This is a genomic window from Mesorhizobium sp. B3-1-8 (genome assembly GCF_006439495.1).
GTDB lineage: Bacteria > Pseudomonadota > Alphaproteobacteria > Rhizobiales > Rhizobiaceae > Mesorhizobium.
Genome location: NZ_VFTK01000050.1, coordinates 23,913 through 39,766 on the forward strand (window position 1 = coordinate 23,913; position 15,854 = coordinate 39,766).

General features: G+C 64.2%; 15 protein-coding genes, 1 tRNA gene and 1 riboswitch. Of the genes, 10 read left to right on the forward strand and 6 right to left on the reverse strand.

Going from position 1 to position 15,854, the window contains the following annotated elements; all coding sequences use genetic code 11:
* Window positions 1-13: 13 nt before the first annotated feature.
* Window positions 14-448: a hypothetical protein gene (locus FJ424_RS30520; protein WP_140647389.1), complete on the reverse strand. Its 435-nt coding sequence runs from the start codon at window positions 446-448 to the stop codon at window positions 14-16.
* A gap of 111 nt (window positions 449-559) precedes the next feature.
* On the opposite strand from FJ424_RS30520, the gene FJ424_RS30525 reads away from it, so the two are divergent.
* From FJ424_RS30525 to FJ424_RS30535, 3 genes are read left to right on the forward strand one after another with little or no spacing between them, the layout of a single operon-like run.
* On the forward strand, window positions 560-907 hold the full coding sequence (locus tag FJ424_RS30525) for a DUF952 domain-containing protein (protein WP_140659385.1): 348 nt from the start codon (window positions 560-562) through the stop codon (window positions 905-907).
* Window positions 904-1,977, forward strand: a complete 1,074-nt coding sequence (locus tag FJ424_RS30530) for a quinone-dependent dihydroorotate dehydrogenase (RefSeq protein ID WP_140659386.1) — start codon at window positions 904-906, stop codon at window positions 1,975-1,977. Before FJ424_RS30525 ends, FJ424_RS30530 begins: the two co-directional genes overlap by 4 nt.
* A 28-nt stretch (window positions 1,978-2,005) precedes the next feature.
* Window positions 2,006-2,968 carry a cysteine synthase family protein gene (locus FJ424_RS30535; RefSeq protein WP_140659387.1) on the forward strand — a complete coding sequence of 321 codons (963 nt, stop codon included), beginning with the start codon at window positions 2,006-2,008 and terminating at the stop codon, window positions 2,966-2,968.
* Between the two features lie 37 nt (window positions 2,969-3,005).
* On the opposite strand, the gene FJ424_RS30540 is transcribed toward FJ424_RS30535, so the two are convergent.
* A complete protein-coding gene (locus FJ424_RS30540; RefSeq protein WP_140659388.1) occupies window positions 3,006-4,337 on the reverse strand; it encodes an MATE family efflux transporter in 1,332 nt (443 codons plus the stop codon).
* 180 nt (window positions 4,338-4,517) lie between these two features.
* On the opposite strand from FJ424_RS30540, the gene FJ424_RS30545 reads away from it, so the two are divergent.
* A complete protein-coding gene (locus FJ424_RS30545) occupies window positions 4,518-5,420 on the forward strand; it encodes a histone deacetylase (RefSeq protein ID WP_140659389.1) in 903 nt (300 codons plus the stop codon).
* Window positions 5,421-5,432: 12 nt separating this feature from the next.
* On the opposite strand, the gene FJ424_RS30550 is transcribed toward FJ424_RS30545, so the two are convergent.
* Entirely contained in the window at window positions 5,433-5,702 is a 270-nt protein-coding gene (locus FJ424_RS30550; RefSeq protein WP_181166832.1) for a DUF6460 domain-containing protein, read from the reverse strand.
* Window positions 5,703-5,864: 162 nt separating this feature from the next.
* Between FJ424_RS30550 and FJ424_RS30555 the strand changes: the two genes are divergently transcribed.
* Window positions 5,865-5,938 (forward strand) — tRNA-Gly (locus FJ424_RS30555).
* A gap of 235 nt (window positions 5,939-6,173) precedes the next feature.
* On the opposite strand, the gene FJ424_RS30560 is transcribed toward FJ424_RS30555, so the two are convergent.
* Together FJ424_RS30560 and FJ424_RS30565 are read right to left on the reverse strand one after the other, a co-directional pair.
* A complete protein-coding gene (locus tag FJ424_RS30560; RefSeq protein WP_140647383.1) occupies window positions 6,174-6,509 on the reverse strand; it encodes a protamine-2 (modular protein) in 336 nt (111 codons plus the stop codon).
* 103 nt (window positions 6,510-6,612) lie between these two features.
* On the reverse strand, window positions 6,613-7,602 hold the full coding sequence (locus FJ424_RS30565) for a LysR substrate-binding domain-containing protein (RefSeq protein WP_140659390.1): 990 nt from the start codon (window positions 7,600-7,602) through the stop codon (window positions 6,613-6,615).
* Window positions 7,603-7,894: 292 nt separating this feature from the next.
* Between FJ424_RS30565 and chvE the strand changes: the two genes are divergently transcribed.
* The 4 genes from chvE to araD1 all read left to right on the forward strand — a co-directional run bounded on the left by chvE (window position 7,895) and on the right by araD1 (window position 13,180).
* Window positions 7,895-8,965, forward strand: coding sequence for a multiple monosaccharide ABC transporter substrate-binding protein (gene chvE / locus FJ424_RS30570; protein WP_140647381.1), 1,071 nt, complete (start codon window positions 7,895-7,897; stop codon window positions 8,963-8,965).
* 197 nt (window positions 8,966-9,162) lie between these two features.
* Window positions 9,163-10,695, forward strand: a complete 1,533-nt coding sequence (mmsA, locus tag FJ424_RS30575; protein WP_140659391.1) for a multiple monosaccharide ABC transporter ATP-binding protein — start codon at window positions 9,163-9,165, stop codon at window positions 10,693-10,695.
* Window positions 10,692-11,984, forward strand: a complete 1,293-nt coding sequence (mmsB, locus tag FJ424_RS30580; RefSeq protein ID WP_140659392.1) for a multiple monosaccharide ABC transporter permease — start codon at window positions 10,692-10,694, stop codon at window positions 11,982-11,984. The genes mmsA and mmsB overlap by 4 nt, the downstream gene beginning before the upstream one ends.
* 200 nt (window positions 11,985-12,184) lie before the next feature.
* On the forward strand, window positions 12,185-13,180 hold the full coding sequence (gene araD1 / locus FJ424_RS30585; protein WP_140659393.1) for an AraD1 family protein: 996 nt from the start codon (window positions 12,185-12,187) through the stop codon (window positions 13,178-13,180).
* Window positions 13,181-13,221: 41 nt separating this feature from the next.
* Here araD1 and FJ424_RS30590 read toward each other — a convergent pair whose 3' ends face one another.
* Window positions 13,222-14,316: a 2'-deoxycytidine 5'-triphosphate deaminase gene (locus tag FJ424_RS30590; protein ID WP_140659394.1), complete on the reverse strand. Its 1,095-nt coding sequence runs from the start codon at window positions 14,314-14,316 to the stop codon at window positions 13,222-13,224.
* A gap of 77 nt (window positions 14,317-14,393) precedes the next feature.
* Window positions 14,394-14,471, forward strand: a riboswitch (SAM riboswitch).
* Between the two features lie 56 nt (window positions 14,472-14,527).
* On the opposite strand from FJ424_RS30590, the gene FJ424_RS30595 reads away from it, so the two are divergent.
* Complete coding sequence (locus FJ424_RS30595) at window positions 14,528-15,718, forward strand: O-succinylhomoserine sulfhydrylase (protein WP_140659395.1); 1,191 nt, start codon at window positions 14,528-14,530, stop codon at window positions 15,716-15,718.
* Window positions 15,719-15,854: the final 136 nt, after the last annotated feature.

Consider the following 15,854-nt stretch of genomic DNA (forward strand, 5'->3'; position numbering starts at 1 on the left):
CCGCGCGCCCGGTTCAGGTCTTCTGATTCAGCTTGGTGCCGCCGTCGCCATCGTCCTTGTCCATGTCCTTGACGATGTCCTTGAAGGTCCGGAAGAACTGCTCCATGTAGCCGAGCGACTTGTTGAAATCCTCCTGACTGGGCAGGTTGGATTCCAGCCGGGCGGAGAGCGAATTCTCGAGCTTGGCGACGCGCGCGTCGAGCGCCTTGACCGAATTGTCCAGCCGGTCGATCTCGTCCTGGTACGCGGCGCGCTCGTCGGCGGCCATCTTGCAGACGAGCTGGCCGGAGCGCTCCTCGCAGATCGACATGGCGCCGGTTCGGGTGTCCATGCGGACATAACCGTCGGCGGACTTCTCCAAGCGGTAGTGGTCGGTCTCCTCGGAATAGGCGGAAGCGGCAACCAGCGAGCAAAGCGCCGCGGGGATCAGGATGTGCTGCAGACGCATGTTGTTCCTCCATGAGCCAGTGAAGGCGCCATATCACAGGTTTGCGCCGGAAATGGGGAAGAGTCGAGCTTGAGCCTTCCCCCTACCTTCGGTTCGGATTATAGCGCGACAATGTCTCAGATTATCTACAAGATTGCCCCCGAGGCGCTTTGGCGCGAAGCCGAGAGGAACGGGCGCTTCATCGGCGCGCCGATCGACATCGCCGACGGCTTCATCCATTTCTCCACCGCCGGCCAGGTGCGCGAGACGGCGGCCAAGCATTTCGCCGGACAGACGGACCTGCTGCTGATCGCCATCGACGGGGCCAAACTGGGCGAGGCGCTGAAATACGAGGTGTCGCGCGGCGGTGCCTTGTTCCCGCATCTCTACGCCGCGCTCGCTCTCGATGCCGTTCTCTGGGTGAAACCGCTGCCGCACGGCGCCGGTGGCCACGAATTCCCGGCGCTGGAGGGCGAATGAGCGTGCTCGACCGGATCGGCCAGAAACTGCTTTTCTCCTTCGATCCGGAAACCGCTCACGGCCTGTCGATCGCGGCGCTGCGCTGCGGGCTTCCGGTTGGGGCGACGACGCCGCGCGACGCGCGGCTCAAGCTGAGCCTTTGCGGCCTCGATTTCCCGAACCCGCTCGGCATGGCCGCCGGCTACGACAAGAACGCCGAAGTGCCGGACGCGCTGCTGGGGCTTGGCTTCGGCTTTGCCGAGGTCGGCACCGTCACGCCGCTGCCGCAACAGGGCAATCCGAAGCCGCGCATCTTCCGGCTGACGGCGGACGAGGCGGTGATCAACCGACTGGGCTTCAACAATGAAGGCCACGCGGCGGCCGAAAAACGGCTTGCGGCGCGCAAGGGGCGACCGGGGATCGTCGGCGTCAACATCGGCGCCAACAAGGACAGCGCCGACCGCATCGCCGACTACGAGCGCGGCGTCGCCCGCTTCGCGCCCTATGCGAGCTATCTGACGGTCAACATCTCCTCGCCCAACACGCCAGGCCTGCGCAACATGCAGGCGCGCGAGCAGCTCGGCGAATTGCTGTCGCGGGTGATGGCCGCGCGTGCGGCCGCGTCGGCGCAACCGCCGGTTTTCCTCAAGATCGCGCCGGATCTCGTCGAGGCGGAACTCGAAGACATCGCCGCCGAGGTGAGCGAGAAAAAGATCGACGGCGTCATCGTCTCCAACACGACGCTGGCGCGGACCGGGTTGCGGAGCGCGACCGCGGCCGGCGAAGCCGGCGGCCTTTCGGGCAAGCCGCTGTTCGGGCGTTCCACCGCTGTGTTGGCCCGCATGCGCAAGCTGCTCGGACCCGACATGGCCATTATCGGTGTCGGCGGCGTCGATTCCACCGAGGCCGCATTGGAAAAGATCCGCGCCGGCGCCGACCTCGTCCAGCTCTACACCGGCATGATCTATGCCGGCCCGGCGCTGCCGGGGCGCATCGTTGCCGGCATGGCGCGCTTTGCGGAGAGGGAACACCTCAAATCCATCGGAGAGCTGCGCGACACCGGCTGCGCAAGCTGGTCCGAACGACTCTGAGAGTTCCCACCAATCAGGACGACAAACGATGGCCGAAATTCTGGACTCCGTCGTGGACTCGATCGGTGGAACGCCATTGGTCCGGCTCGACAGGCTGACGGCGCAGGCGGGCGTCGACGGCGCAATCCTGGCCAAGCTGGAATATCTCAATCCGGGCTTTTCCAAGAAGGACCGTGCGGCACTTGGAATAATCGAGGAGGCCGAGAGATCCGGCGCCATCAAGCCGGGTCAAACGGTGGTCGAGCTTACCTCCGGAAACATGGGCACGGGGCTCGCCATCATTTGCGCCGTCAGGGGTTACCCCTTCGTCGCGGTGATGTCGAAGGGCAACTCCGAAGAGCGTGCACGCATGATGACGGCGCTCGGCGCGGAAGTCATCCTCGTGGACCAGCTGCCGAGGTCGGTGCCGGGGCAGGTCTCGGGTGGCGACCTGGCGCTCGTCGAGCAGGCCGCCAAAGCGGTTGCGGCGGAACGTGGCGCGTACCGCGCCGACCAGTTCCATCGCGACGGGAACTGGCTTGCGCATTATCACGGAACCGGGCCAGAAATCTGGGACGCCAGCCATGGCGCCGTCGATGCATTCGTCGACTTCATCGGCTCGGGCGGCACATATGCCGGGGTGGCAAGGGCGCTGAAGGAACGCAACCCTCTGATCAAGTGCTTCATCGTCGAGCCCGAGGGGGCCGCGGCCGCCGCGGGAGAGACGGTCACCCAGCCCGAGCACCCCATTCAAGGCGGCGGCTACGCCATGCCGGACCTGGCATTTCTGAACAACGCGCCCGTCGATGGTTATCTTCAGATTTCCGGCGATGAAGCACGCGAGGCCACGCGCCTGCTCGCGCGCAGCGAAGGTATCTTCGGCGGCTTCTCCTCGGGAGCGAATGTGGCCGCTGCGCTGCGTCTCCTGCGCGGTGATCAATCAGGCAAGGCGATCGCCGTCGTGATTTGCGATTCCGGCCTGAAGTATCTCTCGACCGATCTCTGGGGCTGAGAAACGCCGGCGCCCAACCGAAGCTGAACAATCGACCCTAAAATGCCGTGCGCACCCTGAGCCTCAGCACCGCAAGCAAACTCGCTCCCCGCACCAGCAGGAAGACATGCAGCGACGCCCATAGGCCGTTGTTGCCGAAGGCCGGCGCCAGGGTGATGAGCGCGGCGCTGAAGACGAGGAACGACAACAGCATCATGTTACGCATGTCGCGCGACCAGGTAGCGCCGATGAAGACGCCGTCCATCTGGAAGGCCAGCACGCCACTCAGCGCCGTGAAGGCCGCCCAGGGCAGATAGGTGTCGGCGACCGCGCGGACTTCTGGAGACGTGGTCACCAGTGCCACCAGACTGGTGCCGACGGTCAACAGGATGAGCGTGGCGATGCCGGCAAGACAAAAACCCCAGATCAGCGTCAGCCGGACGGCCTGCCGGAACGGGGCAGGCGCATGCGCGCCGATGGCGCGACCGGCCAGTTGCTCCGCGGCGGTGGCGAAACCATCGAGGAAATAGCCGGCGATGAGGAAGAAGTTCATCAGCACGGCGTTGGCGGCGAGCGTCACGGTGCCGAATTGCGCGCCCTGCCTGGTGAACAGCGCGAAGGCGGCAAGCAGCGAGAAGGAGCGGATCATGATGTCGCGGTTGAGCGACAGCATGCGCCGGTAGGCCGGGAGGTCGAGGATGCGGCGGCGTGACGGCCGCTCTAGCTTGCGGAAACGGTTGAGCACGATGGCAAGGCCAAGCAGCATGGCCAGGAACTCGCCGGTGACGGTCGCCCAGGCGACGCCGGCAACGCCCCAGCCAAGCTCGAGGCCGAGCAGGAAGCAGAGCGCGATGTTGATGCCGTTGAGCACGGCCTGCAGCATCAGCCCGAGCCCGCCCTCGCCGCGCCCCAGCACGTAGCCCAGTATGGCGTAGTTGATGAGCGAGAAAGGCGCTGCCAGCAGCCTGATGCGGATATAGACCGACATCGCCGCGCTGACGCGCGGCTCGGCGCCCATGAACCATTGGCCGGCGACGGCAAAGAGCGGCGAAAGAGCGGCAAGTATGACGCCCGCGACGACCGCGATCAGCACGGCGCGCCACAGCACCGCCTGTTCCTCCAGCGGATCGCCGCGCCCGAATGCCTGGGCGACGAGGCCGGTGGTGCCGGAGCGCAGGAAATTGAACGTGGTGAAGACGACGTCGAAGACCAGCGATCCCGCCGCCAGGCCGCCAAGCAAGGCCGCGTCGCCGAACTGGCCGACCACCGCCGTGTCGACGATGCCGAGCAGCGGCGTCGTCAGATAGGCAAGCGTCATCGGCACGGCGATCGCCAGCACCGAGCGGTTGGTGACCGCGAAGGATCTGGCGCTGGCTTGGGTTGCGTCCATTGCTGCCTGGCTGATTGCGGCTTGATCGAGAACCCGATGTGCCTCAGTTTGCCGGCGCCACGCAACCACCATCCGCCGAACTGCCAACCGAATTTTCCGCTGGCCTTACGCAATTCCGGACGGAAAACCGTTTCACACTTTTCCTGGAATTGCTCAGAGCTGGCGCAGGCCTCCCGATCCATGCCGCTGCAGATCGTCCATCACCCCGACTATGACGCCGGCTTCGCCGTCAACCACCGCTTTCCGATGAGCAAATATCCGCTTTTGATGGAGGCCTTGCATATGCGCGGGCTGGCCGCACCGGGCGCGCTCTCGATGCCGGAACCGGCGCCGGCCGCGCGGCTGAAGCTCGCGCACGCGGCCGAGTATGTCGATCAGGTAATCGCCTGCCAGGTGCCGGAGACAATAGAGCGCGAGATCGGCTTTCCGGTCGGTCCGCGCGTGTCGCTGAGGGCGCAGCTTGCCACCGCGGGCACGGTGCTGGCCGCCAGGCTGGCGCTGAGACACGGCATCGCCTGCAACGCGGCCGGCGGCAGCCATCATGCCAGGCGCGCGCAAGGCGCCGGTTTCTGCACCTTCAACGATGTCGCCGTCGCCTCGCTGGCGCTGCTGGCCGAAGGCGCCGTCGAAAATGTGCTGGTTGTCGACCTCGACGTGCATCAAGGCGACGGCACGGCCAACATCCTGAAGGACGAGCCTCGCGCCTTCACCTTTTCCATGCATGGCGAGCGCAATTACCCTGTGCGCAAGATCGCCTCAGACCTCGACGTCGCCTTGCCGGACGGCACCGGCGACGGCGCTTATCTCGAGCGGCTCGCCGCCATCCTGCCGGACCTATCCCGGCAAAGGCGCTGGGACCTCGTCTTCTACAATGCCGGCGTGGATGTCCATGCCGAGGACAGGCTGGGCCGGCTGGCACTAAGCGACGATGGCCTCAGCGCCCGCGAAGACATGGTCATCGGCCATTTCCGTGAGCAGGGCGTGCCGTTTTGCGGCGTCATCGGCGGCGGCTACTCGACCGACGTGCCGGCGCTGGCCGCGCGGCACGCCATCCTGTTCGAGGTCGCCTCCCGATATGCGTGATGCTACGCCGAGCTATTTCCTGTAGCTGGCGATCCTGAGCAGGATGAACACCGGCACCACGATCGCCGCGCCGAGCAGGATATAGCCCAGGAAGCGGTCGATGGCGTGGAAGCCGAGATTCCACAGATCGACGAAGAACTGGCGGATGCCATAGAAGACGTCCATCGGCGACCAGCCGAAGGCATGCATGACGAGGCCGACGAGGAAGGAGACCACCAGCAGCTTCAGGAACACCCTGAGCGGCGTGTCGCCAAGAAAGCGCGTCAATGCGGACAAGGCCATTCTCCAGTTCGAGCCGCCCGATTCGGCAGCGTGGCCCAGAAATACGCATTCGCTTGTCCGCCATCAAGCGGCGCTGCTGGAGGTCCAGGGGGGTGCCTTCATTGGCAGCGCTGCTTTGCCGATTGCTTGCAGCCCGGGCCTCATGTTAACGAGGTGGCCGACGCGGGTATGATGTAATGGTAGCTTGTCAGCTTCCCAAGCTGAACGCGCGGGTTCGATTCCCGCTACCCGCTCCAGCTTGCACTGCAGGGATTTGAGTCAGACCTCACCAAGGGGCCAAATTGCGCGTCCGATTCAGGTCGGCTGCCGGCCATCGCGGGGCGGAATTGCATCGGATCGACCCTCAGGCCGAGCAGTTTGCGCGAGGGTGAATTCGGCTGTTTGTAAGCGAACGTTTGGGCCTTGCACACCCATGCAAGACCCAGTCAGCGATTCACCCGGTAGGCCCCGGGGCAGGTAGTTGCTATCGGCCTAGAGCCGGAAGCCGATCCAGACGCGGCGGCGCCAGCAGCGGACATGACGCCGGCCATAGCGCCAGTAGCGGCGGCAGACCCGTCTCCAAACGCGCCGACGGCGGCGGCGGTAGTACCGGTCACGGTAATACCGACGGCGGTAATACTGAGCTGGCTGCAGCAGATCGGCCTGGTCATCCTCCTCGTAGATGGCCGGATCCGGCTTGTCCAATTCATCGAGAATCCCGTTGCCTTTGGGGATGCCGGCAACCGCCTTGGCTGGTCCGGCCAGGCTTGCAAGCGCTGCCGCCCCCGCAACCCCAAGCATTCCAGTCAGAAACAACCGACGTTCCATCGAAACCTCCCGAGCTGTTGAGCATCGGCAGCCTTCCCTCACCCGCAACGGGCTCCAGCGAGCGGCCGATCGGTTTGAACGCACAAGTAGCATTCTCGTTCCATTACCCCACTTCGCGCAGGATGAAGTCGTGCAGCATTTTGGCGGCGGGCGAGAGCACGCGATTCTTGACCGTGATCAGGCTGTAGGGCCGGACCTCGATGTCGAACTCGGTCTGCACGACATCGATGGCGCCGGCCAGCCCGTCGCCGCCCTGGATGAACTTGGCGACCTGGATCGAGACCGGCGCGATGGCGTCGGACTGCGCCACCATCACCAAGGTGAGCAACAGCGAAGAGGTGTTGAGGATGCGGTCGGGCAGCGGAATGTCGCGGTTCAAGAAGTTGCTTTCCATGGCCTGGCGAAGCGGCGAGCCGCCGGACTGGAACACCCAGTCATAGCCCGCCGTCTCCTCCAGCCGCACCATCCGGCCGCTCGCCAAGGGGTGGCCGCGGCGCACGATGAGGCAGGCCTTCTCGACGCCGATGACGCGCGATTCGAAGAGCCGCGGATTGAGGTCGTCGGGGATGCGGGCGATGATGAAGTCGTGACGCGACGCGATCAGTTCGCGGGCAAGCACGTTCGAGGTCTCGACCTGCATGGTGATCTCGATGCGCGGATAGATGCGGCGGATCTCACGGATCGCCGGCACGGCCAATTCGATCGCCGGCGCCGTCACCGCGCCGAGGAAGACCGAGCCGCCCTTGCCGGCCTTGAGCTCGGAAATCTCTCGGTCGGCCTCCCGCATCTCGAGCAAAATGGAGCGGGCACGGCGGGCGAGCGCCTGGCCAAAAGGGGTCAGCGTCACGCCGCGCGGCAGCCGTTCGCACAACTTCACGTCGAGCACCGCCTCCATCTCGGCGATCATGCGCGAGGCGGCCGGCTGGGAGATGTTCATGACCTGGGCGGCGGCGCTCACCCGTCCGTGATCGTCCAGGGCGGTGATCATGCGCATATGGCGAAGACTGAGGCCGCTGCGCAGCAGCGTCTCGCCATCTCCCGGCAACTTCTCGTAACTCCCTGAAATCGCATCGGGATCGCGCAATGCCGCCATGGTTTTCGGTCTCTTGTCCGGGTTCTATCAGCTCCTTAAGCTATATCAGTTTCGATATAGCAACCAGCAAAGATCGCATTTGACAGTTATGTCAAAGGGACCCACCCTTCGCGCGTTCCGAGGCGCAACGGTCGGCAACGAGCAAATTCGTATCGATTTAAACTGCGCCGCGGGGCCGATTGGGAGGATACCGGAGATCGATAAAGCCGACAGTGGCGCGCCAGCGCACCTGTTCGGTTGCGCGGCCCGCGAAGCCCCGAGGTGTCGCGTCCATCAACCAGGGAGAGTAATCGTGAAGATCATCAAGACGCTGGCCGCCGTCGCGGCCCTTGGCATCGCCGCCATGACCTATTCGGCGCATGCCGCCGACAAGGGTCTCGTCGGCGTGCTGATGCCGACCAAGACCTCGCAGCGCTGGATCAACGACGGCGACGCCGTCAAGTCCCAGCTCGAAGCGCTCGGCTACACCGTCGACCTGCAATATGCGCAGGACGACATCCCGAACCAGCTCAGCCAGCTGGAAAACGAAATCACCAAGGGCCCGAAGGCGCTGATCATCGCTTCGATCGACGGCACCACCATGGCCGACGCGCTGCAGAAGGCCAATGACGCAGGCGTCGTCGTCGTCGCCTACGACCGCCTGATCAAGAAGACGGGCAATGTCGACTACTACACCACCTTCGATAATTTCGGTGTCGGCGTCATCCAGGCGAACTCGCTGGTCAAGGGCCTCAAGGAGCGTTTCCCGAACACCAAGCCGTGGAACGTCGAGCTGTTCGGCGGCTCGCCGGACGACAACAACGCCTTCTTCTTCTACAACGGCGCCATGTCGGTCCTGCAGCCGCTGATCGATGACGGCTCGATCAAGATCAAGTCCGGCCAGACGGGCATGGACAAGGTCGGCACGCTGCGCTGGCTCGCCGCCACTGCCCAGGCGCGCATGGACAACCTGCTTTCGGCCAACTATTCGGACGGCAGCCGCGTCGATGGCGTTCTGTCGCCCTATGACGGCCTGTCGCGCGGCATCACCGCCTCGCTGCGCGCCGTCGGCTACGGCACGGAAGCGCAGCCCTGGCCGATCGTGACCGGCCAGGACGCCGAAACCGCCTCGGTCAAGCTGATCATCTCGGGCGAGCAGTATTCGACCGTGTTCAAGGACACCCGCGAACTGGCCAAGGCCACCGTGCAGCTGGTCGACAAGGTGCTCTCCGGCGGCAAGCCCGACGGCCTCGACGAAAAGACCTACAACAACGACGTCAAGGTCGTTCCGTCGATCCTGTTGACGCCGCACGAGGTCGACAAGTCGAACTATCAGGCGCAGGTCGTCGACTCCGGCTACATCAAGGCCGACGAGCTGAAGTAATCCAGCCTCGAAGGGAGGGGTCCTGCGCAACGCAGGGCCCCTTTTCGTTCAGAGCCGACCCCGGTATTGTTTTTGCCGGCTTCTGCAGCGTCACGCGCCGATCCGCAACGCGAAGCCGCCGCAGCATGTTGATTTTGCGCACAGGCCTTTCCACGATCGATGCCGATTGGGAGCCGTGCGCCAGGGAGCAGATCCTGATGGCCTCGACGATTTTGGAGATGCGCGACATCACCAAGACGTTTCCCGGCGTGAAGGCGTTGTCGAACGTCAATCTCAGCGTCGAGGAAGGTGAGATCCACGCCATCGTCGGCGAGAACGGCGCCGGCAAGTCGACGCTGATGAAGGTGCTGTCGGGCGTCTATCCGTCCGGCACCTATGACGGCCAGATCATCTTCCGCGGCGAGGAATGCAATTTCAAAGGCATTCACGACAGCGAGCATATCGGCATCGTCATTATCCACCAGGAGCTTGCCCTGGTGCCGATGCTGTCGATCGCGGAAAACATCTTCCTCGGCAACGAGCACGCCAGCTACGGCGTCATCGACTGGGACGCCAACGAGACGCGCACCAGCGCCCTGCTCAAGAAGGTCGGCCTCAAGGAAGACCCCAAGACGCTGATCACCAACATCGGCGTCGGCAAGCAGCAGCTGGTCGAGATCGCCAAGGCGCTGAGCAAGGAAGTGAAGCTTCTGATCCTCGACGAGCCGACGGCGTCGCTCAGCGAAAAGGACAGCCAGGCGCTGCTCGACCTCCTGCTCGAGTTCAAGCGCCAGGGCATGACCTCGATCCTGATCTCGCACAAGCTCAACGAGGTGAACCGCGTCGCCGACAAGGTGACGGTGATCCGCGACGGGCGCACCATCGAGACCCTGCCGAGGAAGGACATCTCGGAAGACCGCATCATCACCTCGATGGTCGGCCGTTCGCTCGACGACCGCTACCCGCCGCGCGAGCCGAAGATCGGCGAGGTCATCTTCGAGGTCAAGGACTGGTCGGTCTACCACCCGATCCATGCCGAGCGGCAGGTGATCAAGAACATCAATATCAATGTGCGCAAGGGCGAGGTTGTCGGCATCGCCGGGCTGATGGGCGCCGGCCGTACCGAATTCGCCATGAGCCTGTTCGGCCGCACCTACGGCCGGCGCATCAGCGGCGAGGTGCTGCTCAGGGGCAAGCCGCTCGATCTTTCGACAGTGAGCAAGGCGGTGGAGAACCGCATCGCCTATGTCACCGAGGACCGCAAGACCTACGGCCTCAACCTCATCGACCACATCAAGCACAATGTGACTTTGGCCAATCTGGGCGGCGTTTCCAGCCGCGGCGTCATCGACGACATGCGCGAGATGAGCGTCGCCAACGACTATCGCAAGAAGACCAATATCCGCGCCTCCAGCGTCTACCAGCTCACCGGCAACCTTTCGGGCGGCAACCAGCAGAAGGTCGTGCTGTCCAAATGGCTGTTCGCCGATCCGGAGGTTTTGATCATGGACGAGCCGACCCGCGGCATTGACGTCGGCGCGAAGTACGAAATCTATACGATCATCGCGCGCCTCGCCGCCGAGGGCAAAGCGATCATCGTCATCTCGTCGGAAATGCCTGAACTGCTCGGTATCTCCGACCGCATCTATGTCATGAATGAAGGGCGTATCGTCGGCGAAATGGCGGCAAGCGACGCAAGCCAGGAAAAAATCATGCGCGCCATCGTTCGCGGAGAAGGAAAAGCATCATGAGCACAGACAGCGCTCCCGCGCCGCAAAGCGGCGTCGCCGAGGACGTCAAGCAGGGACAGCGCGTCGCCGTCTCGGCGCTGACGACGAATCTGCGCGAATACGGCCTGATCATCGCACTGATCGTCATCATGCTGTTCTTCCAGTACACGACGTCGGGAACGCTGTTCAAACCGGTCAACCTCAGCAATCTGGTGCAGCAGAACTCGTTCATCATCGTGATGGCGCTCGGCATGCTCCTGGTCATCGTCTCCGGCTATATCGATCTCAGCGTGGGATCGGTCGCCGGTTTCATCGGCGCGCTCGCCGCGATGATGATGGTGATCTGGCCGCTCGGGATATTCTCGAATCCGCTGGTGGTTTCGATCATCTGCCTGATCGTCGGCGGCCTTATCGGCGCCGCGCAAGGCTACTGGATCGCCTATCACCGGATACCGAGCTTCATCGTGACGCTGGCGGGCATGCTGATCTTCCGCGGCATCTGCCAGGCGCTGCTCGGCGGCGGCTCTTCGGTCGGCCCGCTTCCGCCCGACTTCAAGGCGCTGAGCTCCGGCTTCATCCCGGACGTCATCGGCCCACTGATGCTGATCCCGCCGACGGTGAATGCCGCCGGCAAGACCATCGTCGGCAGCGGCTTGACGCTGCACATGACGACGATCGTGCTGGGTCTGGTCGCGGTGCTCGCCTATGCCTATTTCGGCTTCAGGACGCGGCGCAAGCGCGAGCGGCATGGCTATGAGGCGGAGCCCTTCCCGCTGTTCGTCGTCAAGACGCTGGTCGGCAGCGCGCTGGCGCTGTTCCTGGTCTTCCAGTTCGCGAGCTACAGGGGCCTGCCGGTCGTGCTCCTGGTGATGGGCGTGCTGATCTCGCTGTTCGTCTTCGTCACCAAGCGCATGACCATTGGCCGCCGCATCTACGCCATGGGCGGCAACGCCAAGGCCGCGCAGCTCTCGGGCATCAACACCGAGAGGCTGACGCTGCTGGTCTTCATCAACATGGGCGTGCTTTCGGCGCTGGGCGGACTGATCATCGCGGCGCGCCTCGGCCAGGCGGTGCCGGCGGCCGGTCTCGGCAGCGAGCTCGACGTGATCGCGGCCGTCTTCATCGGCGGCGCCTCGGCGATGGGCGGCGTCGGCCAGGTCATCGGCGCCGTGGTCGGCGGCTTCATCATGGGCGTGATGAACAACGGCATGTCGATCATGGGCGTCAATGTCGACTGGCAACAGGTGGTCAAGGGCCTGGTGCTGCTCGGCGCCGTGATCTTCGACGTCTACAACAAGAACAAGGCCTGAAGGCCGGAAGCGGATTTAAGGAGGCATACGGGTTTCAGATCGCGAAGCTGCCGGCAACCCGTCGGCGCCAAGAGTCCAGCAAGGACCAGGCTCGCGAACGCAATCCGGACGAAGAGTTTCAACCGTGGCGGGGATTGCTCCGCGCCGCGCCAGTCAAGGCTTGCCCGCGGGCGGCCGGCAAAATGAGAGAGGATTTCAACATGCTGATCTCCCAGATCCTCGACGACGCCGAGACGATCCGCGTCGTCGCCCGCAACGGCGGCGGCAAGACCAGGATCATCAACGGCGCGCGCAGCGTCTATTCGCTGGCGATGGAGGCCGCGCGCACCGGCACCGGGCTCGAAGCGCTGATCGAGCGCAAGGGCTATGGCGAGACGGTCGATCTCGATGCCGCCTACAAGAGGGGCAGGCTGGTGTCGCCGATCAACCACCCCGATCCCGCGCATCTGCATCTCACCGGCACCGGCCTGACGCATCTCGGCTCCGCGGCGACGCGCGATTCCATGCACAAGAAGCTCAGCGAGGGCGGCGAGGAGGAGCTCACCGATTCCATGAAGATGTTCCGCATGGGGCTGGAAGGCGGCAAGCCGGCCAAGGGCCAGGTCGGCGTGCAGCCGGAATGGTTCTACAAAGGCAACGGCACGATGGCGGTGGCCCCCGGCGCGCCCCTGATGTCGCCGGCCTTCGCGCAGGACGGCGGCGAGGAGCCGGAGATCGCCGGTATCTATGTGATCGGCGACGACGGCGCGCCGTTCCGTGTCGGCTTCACGCTATCGAACGAATTCTCCGACCACGTGACGGAGCGGGTGAACTATCTATTCCTCGCCCACTCTAAGCTGCGCAACGCCTCGTTCGGCCCCGAAATCCTGATCGGCGACCTGCCGGCCGACATCCGCGGCGCATCGCGCATCTGGCGCGACGGCAAGCTTCTGTGGGAAAAGCCGTTCCTGTCCGGCGAAGCGAACATGTCGCACACCATCGCCAATCTCGAGCACCATCATTTCAAATATTCGGCCTTCCGCCAGCCGGGCGACGTGCATGTGCATATGTTCGGCACCGCGACGCTCTCCTTCGCCGATGGCATCAGGACCGAGGCCGGCGATACGTTCGAGATCGAAGCGCAGGATTTCGGCCTGCCGCTGCGCAATCCGCTTGAGATCGAAACGCCGGTCAAGGTGGCGGTGAAGGCGCTGTGAGAGCGTGATCTCCCCTAAGGGAGAGGTCAGCAGCTCAGACCTTAGCGCGCGGCGCGAAAATGCTTGGAGAGCTTCAGGCCCTGCGCCTGGTAGTTCGATCCGAGATCGGTGCCGTAAAGCGCCTGCGGGCGCTTCAGCATATGCTCGTAGACGAGGCGGCCGACGATCTGGCCGTGGTCGAGGATGAAAGGCACCTCGTGGCTGCGCACTTCCAGCACAGCGCGGCTGCCGCTGCCGCCGGCGGCGGAGTGGCCGAAGCCCGGGTCGAAGAAGCCGGCATAGTGGACGCGGAACTCGCCGACCAGCGGATCGAAAGGCGTCATCTCGGCGGCGTAGAGTGGCGGCACGTGCACCGCTTCGCGCGAGACCAGGATGTAGAATTCGTCGGGGTCGAGCACGAGTTCGCCGGCGCCGCTCTTGTAGATCGGCTCCCAGAAATCGACGACATCCTGCGCGGCACGCTTGTCGACATCGACCAGGCCGGTGTGGTGCTTGCCGCGGTAGCCGACAAGGCCGTCCTTGTCGCCGTCGAGGTCGATGGAGAGCGCGATGCCACCGCCTGAAATATTGGGCGGCTCGGTGGCGACCAGCATCTCGGCGCGGTGAAGGTCGCGCAGCTCGCTCTCCGAAAGCACCGCGTTGCCGGTGCGGAAACGGATCTGCGACAGCCGCGAGCCGGCTCGCACGACGATCGGGAAGGTGCGCGGACTAACTTCGAGATAGAGCGGCCCGTGATAGCCGGCGGCGATCTTATCGAACTCGTGGCCGCGATCGGTCATCACCCGGGTGAAGATGTCGAGGCGCCCGGTCGAGCTCTTGGGATTGGCGGAAGCGGACACATTCGAGGGCAGCGCCAGGCTTTCGAGCAGCGGCACGATGTAGACGCAACCCGTCTCCAGCACCGCGCCCTCGGCGAGGCTGAATTCATGCAACTTCAGCCGCTCGAGCTTGTCGGCTACCCGATGATCGGGGCCGGGCAGGAAGGAGGCTCGCACGCGGAAGGCCGTGTCGCCGAGCCTCAGGTCAAGGCTGGCCGGCTGGATCTGGTTGGTGTCCAGCGCGCGCGGCGACTTCAGCGCACCGGACTGGAACAGCGCGGAAATATCCTGGTCGGGAAGAATGCCTGTCTGCCGCAAAGTCTTACTCCGCTCTGCTGGTACAAACCTCTTAATGAAGCCGGCAATTGACGCAAGCGCGGCGCGGGTTTAAAGCGTCGTTATCCCGTGGTGATTTGGCCGGTCGGCTTGCAGCCACGTTAAATAAGTCGCTAAAGGACCGTCGAGCCGCAAGGCTATATGGACCGGTTGCGACTTCGCGGCCGGTTTTTTTGTGTCTGGAAGCAGGGCTATGAGCACCAAGAAGCGTAACTGGAAACCTCAGACGGCACTCGTGCATGGCGGAACGCTGCGTTCCGGCTTCGGCGAGACATCCGAGGCGATGTATCTCACCCAGGGCTATGTCTATGAGACCGCGCAAGCCGCGGAAGCCCGCTTCAAGGGCGAGGAGCCCGGTTTCATCTATTCGCGTTACGCCAACCCGACGGTCGACATGTTCGAAAAGCGCATGTGCGCGCTCGAAGGCGCCGAGGATGCCCGCGCCACCGCTTCCGGCATGGCGGCCGTCTCAGCCGCGTTGTTCTGCAGCGCCAAGGCCGGCGACCATATCGTTGCAGCGCGCGCCCTGTTCGGCTCCTGTCGCTGGGTGGTCGAGACACTGGCGCCGCGCTACGGCATCCAAGCGACGCTGGTCGACGGCACCGACATCGCCAATTGGGAAAAGGCGATAAGGCCGAACACCAAGCTGTTCTTCCTCGAAAGCCCGACCAATCCGACGCTGGAAGTGGTCGACATCGCCGCGGTTGCCAAGCTCGCCAATTCCATCGGCGCGCGCGTGATCGTCGACAATGTCTTCGCCACGCCGCTGCAGCAGAAGCCCTTGCTGCTCGGCGCCCATATCGTCGTCTATTCGGCGACCAAGCACATAGACGGCCAGGGCCGCTGCCTCGGCGGCGTCATCCTGTCCGACAAGAAATGGATCGACGAGAACCTGCACGACTACTTCCGCCACACCGGTCCCAGCCTGTCGCCCTTCAACGCCTGGACGCTGTTGAAAGGCCTGGAGACGCTGCCGCTGCGCGTGCGCCAGCAGACCGAAAGCGCCGGCAAGATCGCGGATTTCCTCGCCGGCCGATCGGAGATCGCCCGCGTCATCTATCCGGGCCGGGCCGATCATCCGCAGGCGGATGTCGTCAAGAAGCAGATGTCGGGCGGTTCGACGCTGATCTGCCTCGACGTCAAGGGCGGCAAGCAGGCGGCCTTCGCCTTTCAGAACGCGCTCGACATCGTGCTGATCTCGAACAATCTCGGCGACGCCAAGAGCCTGATCACCCATCCGGCGACGACGACGCACAAGAACCTGAGCGACGACGCGCGGGCCGAACTCGGCATCGGGCCGGGCACGCTCAGGCTCTCCGTCGGCCTGGAGGACGCCGACGACCTGCTGGAGGACATCGAGCAGGCGCTGAAGGCGGCCGAATAAGACCTGTAGCGGCGACCGTCGCTACACAGGACTTTAAAGCGCGTCGCGCTGAAGCGGATTCCACAGTACACGACGCAAGGGTGAGGACGGCTTGAAGTGATTTGATTGGAGGATTCTTCGCCAAAAGGATCCGCCG